16 protein-coding genes are annotated in these 17,297 nt (G+C 61.2%); 9 read left to right on the forward strand and 7 right to left on the reverse strand.

Annotated features, from left to right (window positions below; translation table 11 throughout):
- On the reverse strand, positions 1–1,299 hold the full coding sequence (locus CAF79_RS15150; protein WP_085698437.1) for a phospholipase: 1,299 nt from the start codon (positions 1,297–1,299) through the stop codon (positions 1–3).
- Positions 1,300–1,533: 234 nt separating this feature from the next.
- On the opposite strand from CAF79_RS15150, the gene kdgD reads away from it, so the two are divergent.
- From kdgD to CAF79_RS15175, 5 genes are all read left to right on the forward strand, one after another.
- Positions 1,534–2,445: a 5-dehydro-4-deoxyglucarate dehydratase gene (kdgD, locus tag CAF79_RS15155; protein ID WP_085698438.1), complete on the forward strand. Its 912-nt coding sequence runs from the start codon at positions 1,534–1,536 to the stop codon at positions 2,443–2,445.
- A 61-nt stretch (positions 2,446–2,506) separates the two neighbouring features.
- Entirely contained in the window at positions 2,507–3,946 is a 1,440-nt protein-coding gene (locus CAF79_RS15160; protein WP_085698439.1) for an aldehyde dehydrogenase family protein, read from the forward strand.
- Positions 3,947–4,105: 159 nt separating this feature from the next.
- Positions 4,106–5,470 (forward strand): MFS transporter, encoded by a 1,365-nt coding sequence (locus CAF79_RS15165; RefSeq protein WP_085698440.1) that lies wholly within the window; start codon positions 4,106–4,108, stop codon positions 5,468–5,470.
- Positions 5,471–5,481: 11 nt separating this feature from the next.
- Complete coding sequence (gene garD, locus CAF79_RS15170) at positions 5,482–7,035, forward strand: galactarate dehydratase (RefSeq protein WP_085698441.1); 1,554 nt, start codon at positions 5,482–5,484, stop codon at positions 7,033–7,035.
- 184 nt (positions 7,036–7,219) lie between these two features.
- Positions 7,220–8,161 (forward strand): AEC family transporter, encoded by a 942-nt coding sequence (locus CAF79_RS15175; RefSeq protein ID WP_085698442.1) that lies wholly within the window; start codon positions 7,220–7,222, stop codon positions 8,159–8,161.
- A 50-nt stretch (positions 8,162–8,211) separates the two neighbouring features.
- On the opposite strand, the gene CAF79_RS15180 is transcribed toward CAF79_RS15175, so the two are convergent.
- From CAF79_RS15180 to gatC, 6 genes are all read right to left on the reverse strand, one after another.
- Positions 8,212–8,589: a carboxymuconolactone decarboxylase family protein gene (locus tag CAF79_RS15180; protein WP_085698443.1), complete on the reverse strand. Its 378-nt coding sequence runs from the start codon at positions 8,587–8,589 to the stop codon at positions 8,212–8,214.
- Positions 8,586–9,647: a calcium/sodium antiporter gene (locus tag CAF79_RS15185; protein ID WP_085698566.1), complete on the reverse strand. Its 1,062-nt coding sequence runs from the start codon at positions 9,645–9,647 to the stop codon at positions 8,586–8,588. The genes CAF79_RS15180 and CAF79_RS15185 overlap by 4 nt, the downstream gene beginning before the upstream one ends.
- Positions 9,648–9,693: 46 nt before the next feature.
- Positions 9,694–10,068 carry a septal ring lytic transglycosylase RlpA family protein gene (locus CAF79_RS15190; protein ID WP_039769262.1) on the reverse strand — a complete coding sequence of 125 codons (375 nt, stop codon included), beginning with the start codon at positions 10,066–10,068 and terminating at the stop codon, positions 9,694–9,696.
- 164 nt (positions 10,069–10,232) lie between these two features.
- Positions 10,233–11,678, reverse strand: a complete 1,446-nt coding sequence (gatB, locus tag CAF79_RS15195) for an Asp-tRNA(Asn)/Glu-tRNA(Gln) amidotransferase subunit GatB (RefSeq protein WP_085698444.1) — start codon at positions 11,676–11,678, stop codon at positions 10,233–10,235.
- A 10-nt stretch (positions 11,679–11,688) separates the two neighbouring features.
- Positions 11,689–13,140, reverse strand: a complete 1,452-nt coding sequence (gene gatA, locus CAF79_RS15200; protein ID WP_085698445.1) for an Asp-tRNA(Asn)/Glu-tRNA(Gln) amidotransferase subunit GatA — start codon at positions 13,138–13,140, stop codon at positions 11,689–11,691.
- A gap of 16 nt (positions 13,141–13,156) precedes the next feature.
- Positions 13,157–13,444, reverse strand: a complete 288-nt coding sequence (gene gatC / locus CAF79_RS15205; protein ID WP_085698446.1) for an Asp-tRNA(Asn)/Glu-tRNA(Gln) amidotransferase subunit GatC — start codon at positions 13,442–13,444, stop codon at positions 13,157–13,159.
- A 211-nt stretch (positions 13,445–13,655) separates the two neighbouring features.
- Here gatC and mreB point away from each other — a divergent pair, with 211 nt between their 5' ends.
- From mreB to CAF79_RS15225, 4 genes are all read left to right on the forward strand, one after another.
- On the forward strand, positions 13,656–14,693 hold the full coding sequence (mreB, locus tag CAF79_RS15210) for a rod shape-determining protein MreB (protein WP_002555108.1): 1,038 nt from the start codon (positions 13,656–13,658) through the stop codon (positions 14,691–14,693).
- A 140-nt stretch (positions 14,694–14,833) separates the two neighbouring features.
- Positions 14,834–15,961 carry a rod shape-determining protein MreC gene (gene mreC, locus CAF79_RS15215; RefSeq protein ID WP_085698447.1) on the forward strand — a complete coding sequence of 376 codons (1,128 nt, stop codon included), beginning with the start codon at positions 14,834–14,836 and terminating at the stop codon, positions 15,959–15,961.
- Positions 15,961–16,452: a rod shape-determining protein MreD gene (gene mreD, locus CAF79_RS15220; RefSeq protein WP_064593386.1), complete on the forward strand. Its 492-nt coding sequence runs from the start codon at positions 15,961–15,963 to the stop codon at positions 16,450–16,452. The genes mreC and mreD overlap by 1 nt, the downstream gene beginning before the upstream one ends.
- A gap of 198 nt (positions 16,453–16,650) precedes the next feature.
- Complete coding sequence (locus tag CAF79_RS15225; RefSeq protein WP_085698448.1) at positions 16,651–17,247, forward strand: nucleoside triphosphate pyrophosphatase; 597 nt, start codon at positions 16,651–16,653, stop codon at positions 17,245–17,247.
- The last annotated feature ends 50 nt before the right edge of the window (positions 17,248–17,297 follow it).

The raw sequence follows: 17,297 nt of genomic DNA on the forward strand, positions 1-17,297 counted from the left end.
TTAATTCGTGTTGCCGGTTGGTTGGTAGTCCTTGAGCAGCAGGTAAGTGCTCCAGCCCCACCAGTCGTCGACGGTGGCGGTGTCGTTGAGGTTGTTGACGTCCTTGCGCCGCAGGACTTTGTTGCCCTGAAGGCGGAACAGTGGCGAGAAGTTGTTGGCCGGATCCAGCACGGCTGTCAGATCCGGCACCCGTTGCAGCGCGTTGAAGGTGGTCGGCACGCTGCCGCTTGAATACGCGGCATACACCTCGTCCGCCGAATCCTGCACTGCCTGACTCACCTGCTTTCGGTTGTCGGCATCAGTGGCGTCGAAGTAGCGCTTGTCACCAAACGCACGCCATTGTTCGCCATGTCCGTTGCGTACCTTGAGGCCGAACTTGCTGTCTTCATCGTGCATGAAGCGAGTGATGAGCGAACCCAGGTCGCTGGGCGTCACTGCTGCGGCCATGGCCTTGCGCGGCACCCGCAGATGCCCGGAGGAGAACAGGTCGGTGAGGTAGTGATCGGCGAACGCGTTCATCGCGTAGGCCCGTTCCAGTTGCAGTTCGTCCCGACTGGCGTGGGCGGCAGCGGCGACTTGCAGGGCGGCGGTATGCCCGGCGATGTAGGCCTGACGTGCCCATTCGCCGAAGTGGTCGGCGTTGTTCGCCGCCAGTTTCAGATAGCGCCCGAGCGGGAACAGGGCCGAGATAAAACTGCCGCCGCCGGTGATCTTGTTCCACTCTTCAGACAACGTATCTCCCAAGGCGTCATAGGCCTCATGGGGTTGCTTGCCGTCCTTGATCGCCTGTTTAACCGCGTCGATCTCTTTTTGCATGATCGCGAGAATCTGTACCGCTTCGGCCTTTGAAGCCGGCAGCGCGGCGAGGGTGTCGAAGGCTGCCGTGAAGCGTTGCAAGCGATCCGCCGGTGTCGCGCCTCCATTGATCGGACGGTCGACGACACCGTAGAAATCTCCTCCCAGCGCCAGTACCTGGCCGTAGGTCAGTGCCGATCCATTTGGCAGATGCAAGGGCACGTTTTGCGCAAGAAGCGGCTCGGCATTTTCACCGAAACGCAGCCGTGTGTTATCGCCGATAGCTTTGTGTTCCGCGCCCTCGAAGCGTAACTGCGGTTTGCCTTTCAAGGCTTGAGCGGGCAGGGCGGTCACAGGTTCGACATCGCTGTGCGAGTCGGCGATATGCAGCAACAGATGCGGATTTTCGGTACTGAAAGCGATGCCGTTGGAGGTGAAAAGATCATCGAACCGGGCGATGACCGGCGTGGGTTTTTCCAGGCATTTTGTTTGTAGACCGGACATTTCTTTCTCCTTGATATGTCATCGGTGAGTTTTTATTTAACTGTATGCATATACAGTCAAATCCACTCTAGACGAGAAATTTCCTACGTCAAAAAGAAATCCTGTCCGACAAAAATGCCTGCCAGCGATGAAATGCAGTTGACGGTTATCTTTTAAGTTGTACGATGACCTACAACTTCGGCGAAGGCTGAACGGTCCACTCACAAAAAACGTTGCTACCAGGGTGTTCGAATAATGAATCCACAAGAACTGAAGTCCATCCTCTCCGCCGGCCTGCTGTCGTTCCCGGTGACCGATTTCAATGCTCAGGGCGATTTCAACCGCGCTGGCTACATCAAACGCCTGGAATGGCTGGCCCCGTACGGTGCTTCAGCCCTGTTCGCCGCCGGTGGCACCGGTGAATTTTTCTCCCTCGCTGCCAGCGAATACTCGGAAATCATCAAGACTGCCGTCGACACCTGCGCCAGCAGCGTGCCGATCCTCGCCGGTGTCGGCGGTTCGACCCGCCAGGCCATCGAATACGCTCAGGAAGCCGAGCGCCTGGGCGCCAAAGGTCTGTTGCTGCTGCCGCACTACCTGACCGAAGCCAGCCAGGACGGCGTTGCCGCCCACGTTGAAGCCGTGTGCAAATCGGTCAACATCGGCGTGGTTGTTTACAACCGCAACGTCTGCCGCCTGACCGCGCCGCTGCTGGAACGTCTGGCCGAACGCTGCCCGAATCTGATCGGTTACAAGGATGGTCTGGGCGATATCGAACTGATGGTGTCGATCCGTCGCCGTCTCGGCGATCGCTTCAGTTACCTGGGTGGTCTGCCGACCGCCGAAGTCTACGCTGCGGCCTACAAGGCCCTGGGCGTGCCGGTTTACTCCTCGGCGGTGTTCAACTTCATTCCGAAAACCGCGATGGAGTTCTACCACGCCATCGCCCGCGAAGATCACGCCACCGTCGGCAAGATCATCGACGACTTCTTCCTGCCATACCTTGACATCCGCAACCGCAAGGCCGGCTACGCCGTGAGCATCGTCAAGGCAGGCGCCAAGATCGCCGGCTATGACGCAGGCCCGGTGCGGGCGCCGCTGACCGACCTGACCCGCGAAGAGTACGAAATGCTCGCCGCGCTGATCGACAAGCAAGGTGCGCAGTAACCCAACCCTATAAACAAGGCCGCTGAGCGATCAGCGGCCTTTTGCGTCAGGAGAATGATTCGTGACCAAGCGCTATGACAACTACATCAACGGTGAATGGGTCGCCGGCAACGATTACTCGGTCAACATCAACCCGTCCGAGCTGAGCGACACCATCGGCGATTACGCCAAGGCTGACCTTGCTCAGGTCAACGCCGCCATCGACGCCGCGCGCGCCGCGTTCCCGGCGTGGTCGACCTCGGGGATTCAGGCCCGTCATGACTCGCTGGACAAAGTCGGCACCGAAATTCTCGCCCGTCGGGAAGAACTCGGCACCCTGCTGGCCCGGGAAGAGGGCAAGACCCTGCCGGAAGCTATCGGTGAAGTGACCCGCGCCGGCAACATCTTCAAGTTCTTCGCGGGTGAATGCCTGCGTCTTTCCGGCGACTACGTGCCGTCGGTGCGTCCGGGCGTCAACGTTGAAGTGACCCGCGAAGCCCTCGGCGTGGTCGGCCTGATCACCCCGTGGAACTTCCCGATTGCCATCCCGTCGTGGAAAATCGCCCCGGCCCTGGCCTACGGCAACTGCGTAGTGTTGAAACCGGCGGATCTGGTGCCGGGTTGCGCCTGGGCACTGGCCGAAATCATCTCCCGCGCAGGCTTCCCGGCCGGTGTGTTCAACCTGGTGATGGGCAGCGGTCGCGTGGTGGGGGAAGCGCTGGTCAACAGCCCGAAGGTCGACGGCATCAGCTTCACCGGCTCTGTCGGTGTGGGCCGTCAGATCGCGGTCAACTGCGTGTCGCGCCAGGCCAAGGTTCAGCTGGAGATGGGCGGCAAGAACCCGCAGATCATTCTCGACGACGCCGACCTCAAGCAAGCGGTCGAGCTGTCGGTGCAGAGCGCTTTCTACTCCACCGGCCAGCGTTGCACGGCATCGAGCCGACTGATCGTCACCGCCGGGATTCACGACAAGTTCGTAGATGCCATGGCCGAGCGCATGAAGTCGATCAAGGTCGGTCACGCGCTGAAGGCCGGCACCGACATCGGCCCGGTGGTCTCGCAGGCACAGCTTGAGCAGGACCTGAAATACATCGACATCGGCCAGTCCGAAGGTGCGCGCGTGGTCAGCGGCGGTGGTCTTGTGACTTGCGACACCGAGGGCTACTTCCTCGCGCCGACCCTGTTTGCCGACAGCGAAGCGTCGATGCGCATCAGCCGCGAAGAGATCTTTGGCCCGGTGGCCAACATCGTCCGCGTGGCCGATTACGAGGCGGCACTGGCCATGGCCAACGACACTGAATTCGGTCTGTCGGCGGGTATCGCCACCACGTCGCTGAAGTACGCCAACCACTTCAAGCGTCATTCGCAGGCCGGGATGGTGATGGTCAACCTGCCGACCGCCGGTGTCGATTACCACGTTCCGTTCGGTGGCCGTAAGGGTTCATCCTATGGCTCACGTGAGCAAGGCCGCTATGCGCAGGAGTTCTACACGGTCGTGAAGACCAGCTACATCGGTTCCTGACAGACGCACTATCTGTGGGAGCTGGCTTGCCAGCGAAAGCATCACCTCGGTGTGACAGACATTCCGGGGCGCCTGCATCGCGGGCAAGCCCGGCTCCCACAACGCAAGACCAAAGAAGATTCACCCGCGCATAAAAATAATCAGTGGGAGTACATCTACATGCAATCGTCCAAGCCGACTCACGTCCGCTATTTGATCCTGCTCATGCTGTTTCTGGTGACCACGATCAACTACGCCGACCGCGCCACCATCGCGATCGCCGGCTCCAGTCTGCAAAAAGACCTCGGCATCGACGCGGTCACCCTCGGCTACATCTTCTCTGCATTCGGTTGGGCCTACGTGGCCGGGCAAATTCCCGGCGGCTGGCTGCTCGATCGCTTCGGCTCGAAAAAAGTCTATGCCCTGAGCATCTTCACCTGGTCGCTGTTCACCGTGCTGCAAGGCTTCGTCGGTGAGTTCGGCATGTCCACGGCCGTTGTGGCGCTGTTCATGTTGCGCTTCCTCGTGGGGCTGGCCGAGGCGCCTTCGTTCCCCGGCAACGCACGCATTGTGGCAGCCTGGTTCCCGACCGCGGAACGCGGCACCGCTTCGGCAATCTTCAACTCGGCGCAGTACTTTGCGACGGTGTTGTTCGCGCCGCTGATGGGATGGATCGTGTTCACCTTCGGCTGGGAGCATGTGTTCATCGTCATGGGCCTGCTCGGCATCGTGTTCTCGCTGGTCTGGCTCAAGATTATCCACAGCCCGCGCCAGCACCCGATGGCCAACGAAGCGGAAGTGAAGTTCATCGCCGACAACGGCGGCATGGTCGACATGGATCAGAAGCAAGGCAAAAAGGCTGACGGCCCGAAATGGGATTACATCCGCCAGTTGCTGACCAATCGCATGATGCTTGGCGTTTACCTGGGCCAGTACTGCATCAACGGCATTACCTATTTCTTCCTGACCTGGTTCCCGGTGTACCTGGTGCAAGAGCGCGGCATGACCATCCTCAAGGCCGGTTTCATTGCCTCGTTGCCGGCGATCTGCGGTTTTATCGGCGGTGTTCTCGGCGGGGTGATTTCCGATTACCTGCTGCGCAAGGGCCACTCGCTGACCTTCGCCCGCAAGGCGCCGATCATTGCCGGTCTGCTGGTGTCGAGCAGCATCGTGGCCTGCAACTATGTCGACGTTGAATGGATGGTAGTCGGCTTCATGGCCCTCGCGTTCTTCGGCAAAGGCGTGGGCGCGCTGGGCTGGGCGGTGGTGTCCGACACCTCGCCGAAACAGATCGCCGGTCTGAGCGGTGGCCTGTTCAACACCTTTGGCAACATCGCGTCGATCACCACCCCGATCGTCATCGGCTACATCATCAGCTCCACCGGTTCGTTCAAGTGGGCGCTGGTGTTTGTCGGCGCCAACGCGCTGGTGGCGGTGTTCAGCTATCTGGTGATCGTCGGCCCGATCAAGCGTGTGGTACTCAAAGAGCCGCCAACCAGTGGCGGTTCCGAAATCACCGGTAAATTGTCTCAAGCGCATTCCTGAGGAGCGGCGTCATGCAGCTGATTGAACATTCCGACTCGCCGCGCTACATCCGCCTGCACGAGCGGGACAACGTAGTGGTCGTGGTCAATGACCAGGGCGTTCCGGCCGGCACCGCTTTCGCCGATGGCCTGGTGACGGTGGATTTCGTGCCGCAGAGTCACAAGGTCAGCCTGGTGGACATCCCCGAGGGTGGCACGGTGATTCGTTACGGCCAGATCATTGGCTACGCGTTGCAGCCGATTCCCCGTGGCAGTTGGGTCAAGGAAGATCAATTGCGCATGCCGACCGCGCCGCCGCTGGACAGCCTTCCGCTGTCCACCGATGTGCCGGCCGCCCAGGCGCCGCTGGAAGGCTTCACATTCGAGGGGTATCGCAATGCCGACGGCACCGTCGGCACGCGCAACATCCTCGGGATCACCACCACCGTGCAATGCGTCACCGGGGTACTGGATCACGCGGTCAAACGCATCAAGGATGAACTGTTGCCGAAGTATCCACATGTCGATGACGTGGTGGCGCTGACCCACAGTTACGGTTGCGGCGTGGCGATCACGGCCACCGACGCCTACATCCCGATCCGTACCGTGCGCAATCTGGCGCGCAACCCGAACCTCGGTGGCGAGGCGCTGGTGATCAGCCTGGGCTGCGAGAAACTGCAGGCCGGTCAGGTAATGCACGAAGACGATGCGTCGGTGGATCTGAGCGAGCCTTGGCTGTATCGCTTGCAGGATTCCAGTCACGGTTTCACCGAGATGATCGAACAGATCATGCAACTGGCCGAAACCCGCTTGAAGAAACTCGACCAGCGCCGCCGGGAAACCGTGCCGGCGTCCGAGCTGATCCTCGGCATGCAATGCGGCGGCAGCGATGCGTTTTCCGGGATCACCGCCAACCCGGCTCTGGGTTACGCCTCCGACTTGCTGCTGCGGGCGGGGGCGACGGTGATGTTTTCCGAAGTCACCGAAGTGCGCGACGCGATTTACCTGCTGACCTCACGGGCGCAGAGCAAAACCGTTGCCGAGGAACTGGTGCGCGAGATGGACTGGTACGACCGATACCTGGCCAAGGGCGAGGCGGATCGCAGCGCCAACACCACGCCAGGCAACAAGAAGGGCGGGTTGTCGAACATTGTCGAGAAGTCGTTGGGCTCGATCGTGAAGTCCGGCAGCAGTGCGATCAGCGGCGTGCTCGGCCCGGGGGAACGCTTCAAGCAGAAGGGTTTGATTTTCTGTGCGACGCCGGCGAGTGATTTTGTCTGCGGCACGTTGCAACTGGCGGCGGGGATGAACCTGCATGTGTTCACCACCGGACGTGGTACGCCTTATGGTCTGGCCATGGCGCCGGTGGTGAAGGTTTCGACCCGTACCGAACTGGCGCAGCGCTGGCCGGATCTGATCGACATCGATGCCGGGCGGATTGCTACCGGACGCGCGTCCATCGAAGAGTTGGGCTGGGAGCTGTTCCACTACTACCTGGATGTGGCGAGCGGCAAGCAGCAGACGTGGGCGGAGAAGCACAAGCTGCATAACGACATTACGTTGTTCAATCCGGCGCCGATCACTTGATCTACTTGAGGGGTGTTGATCGTTCCCACGCTCCGCGTGGGAATGCAGCCCGGGACGCTCCGCGTCCCAACAGCGTGACGCGGAGCGTCACAGGAGACGTTACCACGCAGAGCGTGGGAACGATCAGGGTGAAAGTGGCTTATCATTGGCCCCCTGACGACGCTCACCTCCAAGGCCCTCCGGCATGCTGGCTATCTTCCTCGAAACCTTGAACATCACCGCGCCGGTGTTTGCCATGCTGTTTCTCGGTGTGCTGCTCAAGCGCATCGACTGGATCAACGACAACTTCATCCACACGGCTTCGTCATTGGTGTTCAACGTCACCATGCCGGCGCTGCTGTTTCTCGGCATCCTGCATGCCGACCTGCACGCCGCGCTGCAACCGGCGCTGCTGATCTATTTCGCACTGGCCACGCTGGTCAGTTTTGCCCTGGCCTGGGGCTGGGCGATTTTTCGCTGTCCGCGCGAAGATCGTGGCATCTACACCCAAGGCGCGTTTCGCGGCAACAACGGGGTGATCGGCCTGGCGCTGGCGGCGAGCATGTACGGCGACTACGGAATTTCCCTCGGGGCGATTCTCGCGGCGCTGGTGATCCTGTTCTACAACACCCTGTCGACCATCGTGCTGGCGGTGTACAGCCCGGTGATCAAGTCCGATCCGTGGAGCATCTGCAAAAGCGTGGTCAGCAATCCGCTGATCATCAGCGTGATCGCAGCGGCACCGTTCGCTTATTTCAAGATCGGTCTGCCGGGCTGGCTGGAAACCTCCGGTCAGTACCTGGCGCAGACCACGCTGCCGCTGGCCCTGATCTGCATCGGCGGTACGCTGTCGCTGGCGGCGCTGCGCAAGAGCGGCAACATGGCGCTCAGTTCGAGTCTGGTGAAGATGATCGGCCTGCCGGTGATCGCCACGCTGGGTGCATGGCTGTGGGGCTTTCGCGGGGCGGAGCTGGGGATTCTGTTTCTGTACTTCGGCAGCCCGACCGCCGCGGCCAGTTTCGTCATGGCCCGTGCCGCGCAGGGCAACCATGAACTGGCGGCGGCGATCATCGTGCTGACCACGTTGATGGCGGCGATCACCACCAACATCGGGATCTTCTTCTTGCAGTGGGGCGGGTGGATCTAGCCCGAGACCGGGCTTGATCTTTCGGGCCTCTTCGCGAACAGGCCCGTCAATCAGGGTTTCTGGTAGGTATCGATCACTTCCTGCGCCGCGCGGAACGCATCGATTGCCGCCGGCACGCCGGCGTACACCGCGCAATGCAGCAGCGCTTCGCGGATCTCATCGACCGTGCAGCCGTTGTTCAGCGCACCACGCACATGCCCCTTCAACTCCTGCGGGCACTTCAGCGCGGTCAGTGCGGCAAGAGTGATCAGGCTGCGGGTTTTCAGCGGCAGGCCTTCGCGATTCCACACGCCGCCCCAAGCGTGTTCGTTGACGAAATCCTGCAACGGTTGAGTGAATTCGGTGGCGTTGCCCAGCGCGCGGTCGACAAACGCGTCGCCCATTACCTGACGGCGGACTTCAACCCCGGATTTCTTCGATTCGGTCATGGCACATCCCTCTTGTGGTGTTGGCGGCGCCAGGCGCGTACGGACGTAAAAAACAGAAACGTCAGCAGCGTCGGCAGCACATAAAACAGCATCAACCGTTCAAGCTTGCCGGCCAGTGGCATGCCGGTGGTGAACGACACCACGTGCAGCCCGTAAGCCAGATACAAACCAAGCAGCAACAGGCCTTCAGCCCGAGTCACGCGATAACCGGAATAGAACACCGGAAGGCACAGCGCCGCGACGCCGAGCATCACCGGCAGGTCGAAATCCAGTGCGTTCGGCGAGACCGACAGCGGCGTCGGCGCGATCAGTGCGGTGAGGCCCAGCACCCCAAGCAGATTAAACAGGTTGGCACCGATCACGTTGCCCACGGCAATGTCCCGCTGGCCGCGCAGCGCGGCGATCAGTGAGGTGGCGAGCTCCGGCAGCGAGGTGCCGACCGCGACCACGGTCAGACCGATCACCCGTTCGGAGAATCCCAGGTCGGTGGCCACGACCACGGCCGCACCCAGCAGCAGGTGCCCGGCGAACACCAGCATGCCCAGACCGCCGACAATCATCAGCAGGCTGGTAAACCACGGCGCCTGCGGATCGTGCGGTTGATCGGAATGCGGTCGGGTCGAGTGCCGCGACTGGCGCAGCAACAACCCGAGGTAAAGCCCCAGGGCGCCAAGCAGCAGTACGCCGTCGAGGCGCCCGAGCTCTTCATTCCATGCCAGCACGAACACCAGCAGGCTGGCGCCGATCATCAACGGGATGTCGAGGCGCACCAGTTGCCGCGACACCCGCAGCGGAATGATCAGCGCCGACAGGCCGAGGGTGACAAGAATGTTGAAAATACTGCTGCCGATCACGCTGCTGACGGCGATGTCCGGCGTGTGCGCCTGCACGGCCTGCAGGCTGACGGCCATTTGTGGAGCGCTGCTGCCGAGGGCAACGATGGTCAGGCCGATGATCAGCGGTCGTACATGCAGGCGCGCGGCCAGACGCACGGCGGCGCGCACCATCAGTTCGGCGCCGGCGATCAGCAGGAACAGCCCGCTGAGCAATTCGATCACGCTGATCAGGGGTAAGTCGGTCAATCCGAAAATGGTGGGCGCTCCATCAGTCGTCGAGAGCCTGGACCCGAACACGGGCGGTTCCACTGCGCAGCATACCGAGCTGTTCGGCCGCCGCACGTGAAACATCGATCAGGCGGCCACGGGTGTGCGGGCCGCGGTCGTTGATGCGGACCACGACGGATTCATCGTTTTTCAGGTTGGTGACCTTCACTCGCGTGCCAAACGGCAACTGGCGGTGGGCAGCGGTCAGGGAATTCTGGTTGAACGCTTCGCCGCTGGCGGTACGTTTACCGTGGTGCTTGGCACCGTAATAGGAGGCGACGCCGGTCTGGTCGTAACCGTGCGGGTCGATGGTGTCGGTGCTGGCGCAACCGGCTAGCAAAGAGAGCAGGGCGCAGGCGCCGAGCAGACGTTTCATTCAAAAGCTCCCAAATAACAATGTGGGAGCGAGCTTGCTCGCGAAGAAGCCGTCACATTCAGCATCAATGTTGAATGTCACGACGCCTTCGCGGGCAAGTCGGAGCGCCGAACCGCCACTCCCACAGGGAATGGAGCCAGGCTTTGGATCTGGCTCCATTGTGGTCAGCCTTCGAGCTTGCTTTTCAGCAGTTCGTTCACTTGCTGCGGGTTGGCCTTGCCTTTGGAGGCTTTCATGGCCTGACCGACGAAGAAGCCGAACATCTTGCCGCGCTTGGCTTCGTCTGCCGCACGGTATTGCTCGACCTGCTCGGCGTTGGCCGCGAGCATTTCATCCAGTACCGCCGAGATTGCACCGGTGTCGGTGACTTGCTTCAGACCGCGCTTCTCGATGATCTCGTCCGCGCTGCCTTCACCGTTGGCCATCGCTTCGAACACCACCTTGGCGATCTTGCCGGAGATGGTGTTGTCCTTGATGCGCTGCAGCATGCCGCCCAGTTGCTCGGCCGAAACCGGCGAATCCTCGATGTCCAGGTTCTGCTTGTTGAGCAGGCTGCCCAACTCGACCATCACCCAGTTCGCCGCCAGTTTGGCGTCGCCGCCGATGCTGGCGACCTTCTCGAAGTAGTCCGCCTGCTCACGGCTGGTGGCCAGCACGTTGGCGTCGTAGGCCGACAGACCGAACGCAGTCTGGAAGCGCTCGCGTTTCTGCGGTGGCAGTTCCGGCAGGGTGGCGCGCACGTCGTTGAGGAACGAGTCCTCGATGACCACCGGCAGCAGGTCCGGATCGGGGAAGTAACGGTAGTCGTTGGCTTCCTCTTTGCTGCGCATCGGACGGGTCTCGTCCTTGTTCGGATCGTACAGACGGGTCTGCTGGATCACTTTGCCGCCGTCTTCGATCAGGTCGATCTGACGCTGGATTTCGGAGTTGATTGCCTTCTCGATGAAGCGGAACGAGTTGACGTTCTTGATCTCGCAACGGGTGCCGAATTCAACCTGGCCTTTGGGACGCACCGACACGTTGCAGTCGCAACGCAGCGAGCCTTCGGCCATGTTGCCGTCGCAGATGCCCAGGTAACGCACCAGCGCGTGGATCGCCTTGACGTAGGCCACGGCTTCCTTGGCGCTGCGCATGTCAGGTTCGGACACGATTTCCAGCAGCGGCGTGCCGGCACGGTTCAGGTCGATGCCGGTGGCACCGCTGAATTCTTCGTGCAGGCTCTTGCCGGCGTCTTCTTCCAGGTGCGCGCGGGTGATGCCGACGCGTTTGACCGTGCCGTCTTCCAGGGCGATGTCCAGGTGGCCCTTGCCGACGATCGGCAATTCCATCTGGCTGATCTGGTAGCCCTTCGGCAGATCCGGGTAGAAGTAGTTTTTACGGGCGAACACGTTGCGCTGGCCGATCTCGGCGTCAATCGCCAGACCGAACATCACCGCCATGCGCACGGCTTCCTGATTCAGTACCGGCAGGGTGCCGGGCATGCCCAGGTCGATCAGGCTGGCCTGGGTGTTCGGCTCGGAACCGAAAGTGGTGGAACTACCGGAAAAGATTTTCGACCGGGTGGTGAGCTGGGTGTGAATCTCCAGCCCGATCACGACTTCCCATTGCATGTGTGTCTCCTCAGAAGCCGGTTGGGGTGCGGGTGTGCCAGTCAGTGTTCAGCTGATATTGGTGCGCAACGTTGAGCAAGCGGCCTTCCTGGAAATACGGAGCGAGCAGTTGCACGCCGACCGGCAGACCATCGACAAAACCGGCCGGCATCGACAGGCCCGGCAGGCCCGCGAGGTTAGCGGTGATGGTGTAGACGTCTTCCAGGTAGGCAGCGACCGGGTCGCTGTTCTTGGCGCCGAGTTTCCAGGCCGGGTTTGGCGTGGTCGGGCCGAGGATGATGTCGACTTCGTTAAATGCGCTCATGAAGTCGTTCTTCACCAGGCGACGGATCTTCTGCGCTTTCAGGTAGTAGGCGTCGTAGTAACCGGCGGACAGCGCGTAGGCACCGACCATGATCCGGCGCTGGACTTCAGCCCCGAAGCCTTCGCCACGCGAGCGCTTGTACAGGTCTTCCAGGTTCTTCGGGTCTTCGCAGCGGTGGCCGAAGCGCACGCCGTCGAAACGCGACAGGTTGGAGGACGCTTCTGCCGGGGCGATCACGTAGTACGCAGGAATCGCGTGCTGCATGTTCGGCAGGCTGATTTCCTTGATCACGGCACCGAGCTTCTGCAGCTCTTTGATGCTGTTCTGGATCAGGTCGGCGATGCGCGGGTCGAGACCGGCGCCGAAGTATTCCTTCGGCACACCGATGCGCAGCCCTTGCAGCGAACCGTTCAGGCCGGCGGTGTAGTCCGGCACTGGCTCATCGATGCTGGTGGAGTCGTTCGGATCGAAGCCGGCCATACCCTGCAACAAAATCGCGCAGTCTTCGGCGGTGCGAGCCAGAGGGCCACCCTGATCGAGGCTGGAGGCGTAAGCGATCATGCCCCAGCGCGACACCCGACCGTAGGTCGGCTTCAGGCCGGTGAGGTTGGTGAACGCGGCCGGTTGGCGGATCGAACCGCCGGTGTCGGTGGCCGTGGCAGCCGGTAGCAGACGAGCGGCAACTGCTGCCGCCGAACCACCGGACGAACCGCCCGGCACGTGTTCCAGGTTCCACGGGTTTTTCACCGCGCCGTACCAGCTCGACTCGTTGGCCGAACCCATGGCGAATTCGTCCATGTTGGTCTTGCCCAGAGTCACGGTGCCGGCGGCGGCCAGCTTCGACACCACGGTGGCGTCGTACGGGGCCTTGAAGTTGTCGAGCATCCTCGAGCCGCAACTGGTGCGGATGCCCTGGGTGCAGAACAGGTCTTTGTGGGCGATCGGCGCACCGAGCAGCGCGCCGCTCTCACCATTGGCCCGGCGCACGTCGGCGGCTTTGGCCTGCTCGAGGGCCAGCTCTTCGGTGAGGCTGATGAAACTGTTGAGCTGCGGATCGAGCTGGGTAATGCGCGCCAGCAGGACTTTGGTCAGTTCTTCGGAAGAAAACTTTTTATCGGCGAGACCGCGGGCGATCTCGGCCAGAGTCAATTGATGCATTGCAGGCTCTTTCCCTTTAGTCGATGACTTTCGGAACCAGGTACAGGCCGTTTTCGACCGCTGGTGCGATGGACTGATAAGCCTCGCGGTTATTGCTTTCGGTCACGACGTCGGCGCGCAGGCGCTGACTGGCTTCCAGCGGGTGGGCCAGCGGCTCGATACCGTCGGTATCGACCGCCTGCATTTCGTCGACCAGCCCGAGAATGCTGTTGAGGGCCGAAGTGATATGTGGAAGATCGGCGTCATTAAGGCCAAGGCTGGCCAGATGAGCGATTTTTTCCACGTCGGAGCGTTCTAGCGCCATCGGGTTTCTCCAGTGGAAAACAGGACGGACGGCGTCCGTGTGTTAGATTGTCGGAACACTACCGCACTTCTACGGTCATAAGGCCGCGATTGTGGGGCTTGGTGCACAGAAAAGCGGCCAATTTAACATATTGGCGCCTTGCCCAAAATCCCTGTCGTTGTTAGAGTTTGCCGCACTTTTTTACCCACGCGTTGCCTAGGGTCCCTTTCCCATGTTCAAGAAACTGCGTGGCATGTTTTCCAGCGATCTTTCCATTGACCTGGGCACTGCCAACACCCTTATTTACGTGCGCGAGCGCGGCATCGTCCTGAATGAGCCATCGGTTGTGGCCATTCGGACACACGGTAACCAGAAAAGTGTCGTCGCTGTCGGCACCGAGGCCAAGCGCATGCTCGGTCGTACGCCGGGCAACATTGCTGCCATTCGTCCGATGAAGGACGGCGTGATCGCCGACTTCAGCGTCTGCGAAAAGATGCTGCAATACTTTATCAACAAGGTTCACGAAAACAGCTTTCTGCAGCCCAGCCCTCGTGTGCTGATCTGCGTTCCATGCAAGTCCACCCAGGTTGAGCGTCGTGCCATCCGTGAATCGGCCCTTGGCGCCGGTGCCCGTGAAGTGTTCCTGATCGAAGAACCAATGGCCGCTGCAATCGGTGCCGGCCTGCCGGTTGAAGAAGCTCGCGGTTCGATGGTCGTGGATATCGGTGGTGGTACTACCGAAATCGCGCTGATCTCCCTGAACGGTGTGGTCTATGCCGAATCCGTACGCGTTGGCGGCGACCGCTTCGACGAAGCGATCATCACCTACGTGCGCCGCAACTACGGCAGCCTGATCGGCGAATCCACCGCCGAGCGCATCAAGCAGGAAATCGGCACAGCCTACCCGGGCGGCGAAGTTCGCGAAGTCGACGTTCGCGGTCGCAACCTGGCCGAAGGCGTTCCACGCGCATTCACCCTGAACTCCAACGAAGTGCTGGAAGCTCTGCAAGAGTCCCTGGCAACTATCGTTCAGGCCGTGAAAAGTGCTCTTGAGCAATCGCCGCCGGAACTGGCTTCCGACATCGCCGAGCGTGGCCTGGTGCTGACCGGTGGTGGCGCGCTGCTGCGTGACCTCGACAAGCTGCTGGCTCAGGAAACCGGTCTGCCGGTGATCGTTGCCGAAGATCCGCTGACCTGCGTCGCTCGCGGCGGTGGCCGTGCATTGGAAATGATGGACAAGCACACCATGGACCTGCTCTCCAGCGAATAATCGCCGGGTGCAATACGTGGGTGAGCGCGCAGGCAGCACTTTGCAGTGCTGCCTGTTGGCGTTTATCTTCTGTCAGTCTTCATCCAGGCCGGTTTGATGCCGTATGAATAAACAGAACATTTGCCTGGGAGGAGCGGCTTATTAAACCGCTTTTCGCCAAGGGCCCCTCACTGGGCGTGCGCTTGTTGGTGCTGGCCGTGCTATCGGTCGCGCTGATGGTCGTTGACGCGCGTTTCAGCCTGCTTAAACCCGTACGCAGCCAGGCCTCGCTGGTGCTGATGGACGCCTACTGGATTACTGACCTGCCCGGACGGTTGTGGGAAGGTATCGCCAGCCAGTTTGGCAGTCGCACCGAGCTCGTCGCCGAAAACGAAAAACTCAAGTCGGAGAACCTGCTGTTGCAGGGGCGCATGCAGAAGCTTGCCGCCCTCACCGAGCAGAACGTCCGTCTGCGCGAGTTGCTCAATTCCTCCGCGCTGGTCAACGAGAAGGTCGAAGTGGCCGAGCTGATCGGCATGGACCCCAACCCTTTCACCCATCGCATCATCATCAATAAAGGTGAGCGTGATGGCGTGGTACTCGGTCAGCCGGTGCTCGATGCTCGCGGTCTGATGGGGCAGGTGGTCGAGCTGATGCCTTACACCTCCCGCGTATTGTTGCTGACCGACTCGACTCACAGCATTCCCGTGCAGGTGAACCGTAATGGTCTGCGGGCGATCGCCAGTGGGACGGGCAACCCGGAGCGCCTTGAGTTGCGCCATGTTGCCGATACTGCCGATATCAAGGAAGGGGATCTGTTGGTCAGCTCCGGCCTGGGTCAGCGTTTTCCGGCCGGTTATCCGGTGGCAACGGTCAAGGAAGTCATCCACGACTCCGGCCAGCCTTTCGCCATTGTTCGCGCTGTGCCGACCGCCGCACTGAACCGCAGCCGTTACCTGCTGCTGGTATTCAGTGACAACCGCACCGCCGAAGAACGTGCCAATGATGCCGCGCAGGCGCAGGAAAACCTTGATGCCTTCGGTGGCGGTCCGGTGATTCCAGCCACAGTGCCGAAAATCGTCACACCGCCTGCCGCAGCCGCAGCAGCAACCCCTGCCACGGCGACACCGGCTGCGCCTGCCGCCAGCACCACGCCGGTCAAACCCGCTGCAAGCAAACCGCCTGCAGCCACACCAGCGGCCAGCAAACCACCGGCAAATCAACCGGCGGCTCGACCAGCGGCCAAACCGCCAGTCACTGCGCCGGCTACCACCGGGAGGCAAGAATAATGGTCGGGGCTACCGCATCGCGGAACGGCTGGATTGTCTGGCTGACGTTTATTGTCGGCATACTGCTCAGTGTGTCGCCACTGCCCATTTTCATGGAAATCCTGCGCCCGCTGTGGCTGGCCTTGCTCCTGACTTTCTGGGCTTTGTATCTGCCGCACACCGTCGGCATGGTCACGGCTTTCTGCCTGGGACTGGCCGAGGACGTGCTGCAGGGCGACCTGCTCGGTCAGAATGCCTTGATCCTGACCCTGATCACATTCCTGGTGCTTTCATTGCAGCAACGTCTGCGAATGTTCCCGATGTGGCAGCAAAGCCTGGTGATTCTGGTGATCTTCGGCCTTGCCCAGCTGGTACAGCTTTGGCTCAGTGCCTTGACCGGCAACCGTCAGCCGACTCTCGCGCTGGTCCTGCCGGCACTGGTCAGTGCCTTGCTCTGGCCATGGGTCAGCTTCGCTCTGCGTGGATTGCGCCGTCGCTACAAAATCAACTGATCGCTCAGGCATTTGCCCGTACCAGTGCTTGCCTCGCAAATGAAGAGCTTTTTTGCGAGTGGCTGTTGTTGCCAGACAAGGCGCCGTGACGAGTCATAGCGTGCTATGGCGAGGAGCGGCAACGCAGTAGGCAACACCAGACGCCGACCAAAGGGAACAGCATTTGTGAGGCCGGGCACCAAACAGGGAGATGTCTTGATGAAGCCGCTTTACCTCGCCTCAGGATCGCCGCGTCGGCGTGAATTGCTCACGCAGATCGGCATCCCGTTTACCGCCATCAGCGCGGATATCGATGAAACCCCTCTAGCCCATGAATCCCCATCGGCCTACGTCGAGCGCCTGGCGCGCGGCAAGGCCGAAGCCGGGCGGCGCACGGTCGTTTCCGATGTGGCGTTTTGCGTACTGGGCGCCGACACCGCCGTGGTGCTGGACGGCAAAATTCTTGGCAAACCGGTGGACGAAGCCGATGCATGCGCCATGCTGATGATGCTGTCCGGAAAGGAGCACGAGGTGCTGACGGCGATTGCCGTGCTCGACGGCGAGCGCTGCGAGTCGCGTGTGGTGCGCAGTCTGGTGCGGTTCCGGTCGATCAGCCGCGAAGAAGCCGCCGCCTACTGGGCCAGCGGCGAGCCTCGGGACAAGGCGGGTGGCTACGGCATTCAGGGGCTCGGCGCGGTGTTCGTTGCCGGCCTCAATGGCAGTTACTCGGCGGTCGTCGGCTTGCCGGTGTGCGAAAGCGCAGAACTGCTCGGCCATTTCGGCATACCCTGTTGGCAAACCCTGAACGCGCAATGAGCGTCGAACGGAAAAGATGCGGCCATAATCGTGAACATGCCTGAACGAGA

The organism is Pseudomonas sp. B26(2017) (assembly GCF_002113045.1).
Lineage (GTDB): Bacteria > Pseudomonadota > Gammaproteobacteria > Pseudomonadales > Pseudomonadaceae > Aquipseudomonas.

Coding starts and splice junctions, on each gene's coding strand:
- mreD (WP_064593386.1), top strand. CDS start 15,961: ATGGTCGGGGCTACCGCATCGCGGAACGGCTGGATTGTCTGGCTGACG.
- gatC (WP_085698446.1), bottom strand. CDS start 13,444: ATGGCGCTAGAACGCTCCGACGTGGAAAAAATCGCTCATCTGGCCAGC.
- gatB (WP_085698444.1), bottom strand. CDS start 11,678: ATGCAATGGGAAGTCGTGATCGGGCTGGAGATTCACACCCAGCTCACC.
- kdgD (WP_085698438.1), top strand. CDS start 1,534: ATGAATCCACAAGAACTGAAGTCCATCCTCTCCGCCGGCCTGCTGTCG.
- CAF79_RS15175 (WP_085698442.1), top strand. CDS start 7,220: ATGCTGGCTATCTTCCTCGAAACCTTGAACATCACCGCGCCGGTGTTT.
- mreB (WP_002555108.1), top strand. CDS start 13,656: ATGTTCAAGAAACTGCGTGGCATGTTTTCCAGCGATCTTTCCATTGAC.
- CAF79_RS15180 (WP_085698443.1), bottom strand. CDS start 8,589: ATGACCGAATCGAAGAAATCCGGGGTTGAAGTCCGCCGTCAGGTAATG.
- CAF79_RS15165 (WP_085698440.1), top strand. CDS start 4,106: ATGCAATCGTCCAAGCCGACTCACGTCCGCTATTTGATCCTGCTCATG.
- CAF79_RS15190 (WP_039769262.1), bottom strand. CDS start 10,068: ATGAAACGTCTGCTCGGCGCCTGCGCCCTGCTCTCTTTGCTAGCCGGT.
- CAF79_RS15150 (WP_085698437.1), bottom strand. CDS start 1,299: ATGTCCGGTCTACAAACAAAATGCCTGGAAAAACCCACGCCGGTCATC.
- garD (WP_085698441.1), top strand. CDS start 5,482: ATGCAGCTGATTGAACATTCCGACTCGCCGCGCTACATCCGCCTGCAC.
- gatA (WP_085698445.1), bottom strand. CDS start 13,140: ATGCATCAATTGACTCTGGCCGAGATCGCCCGCGGTCTCGCCGATAAA.
- CAF79_RS15225 (WP_085698448.1), top strand. CDS start 16,651: ATGAAGCCGCTTTACCTCGCCTCAGGATCGCCGCGTCGGCGTGAATTG.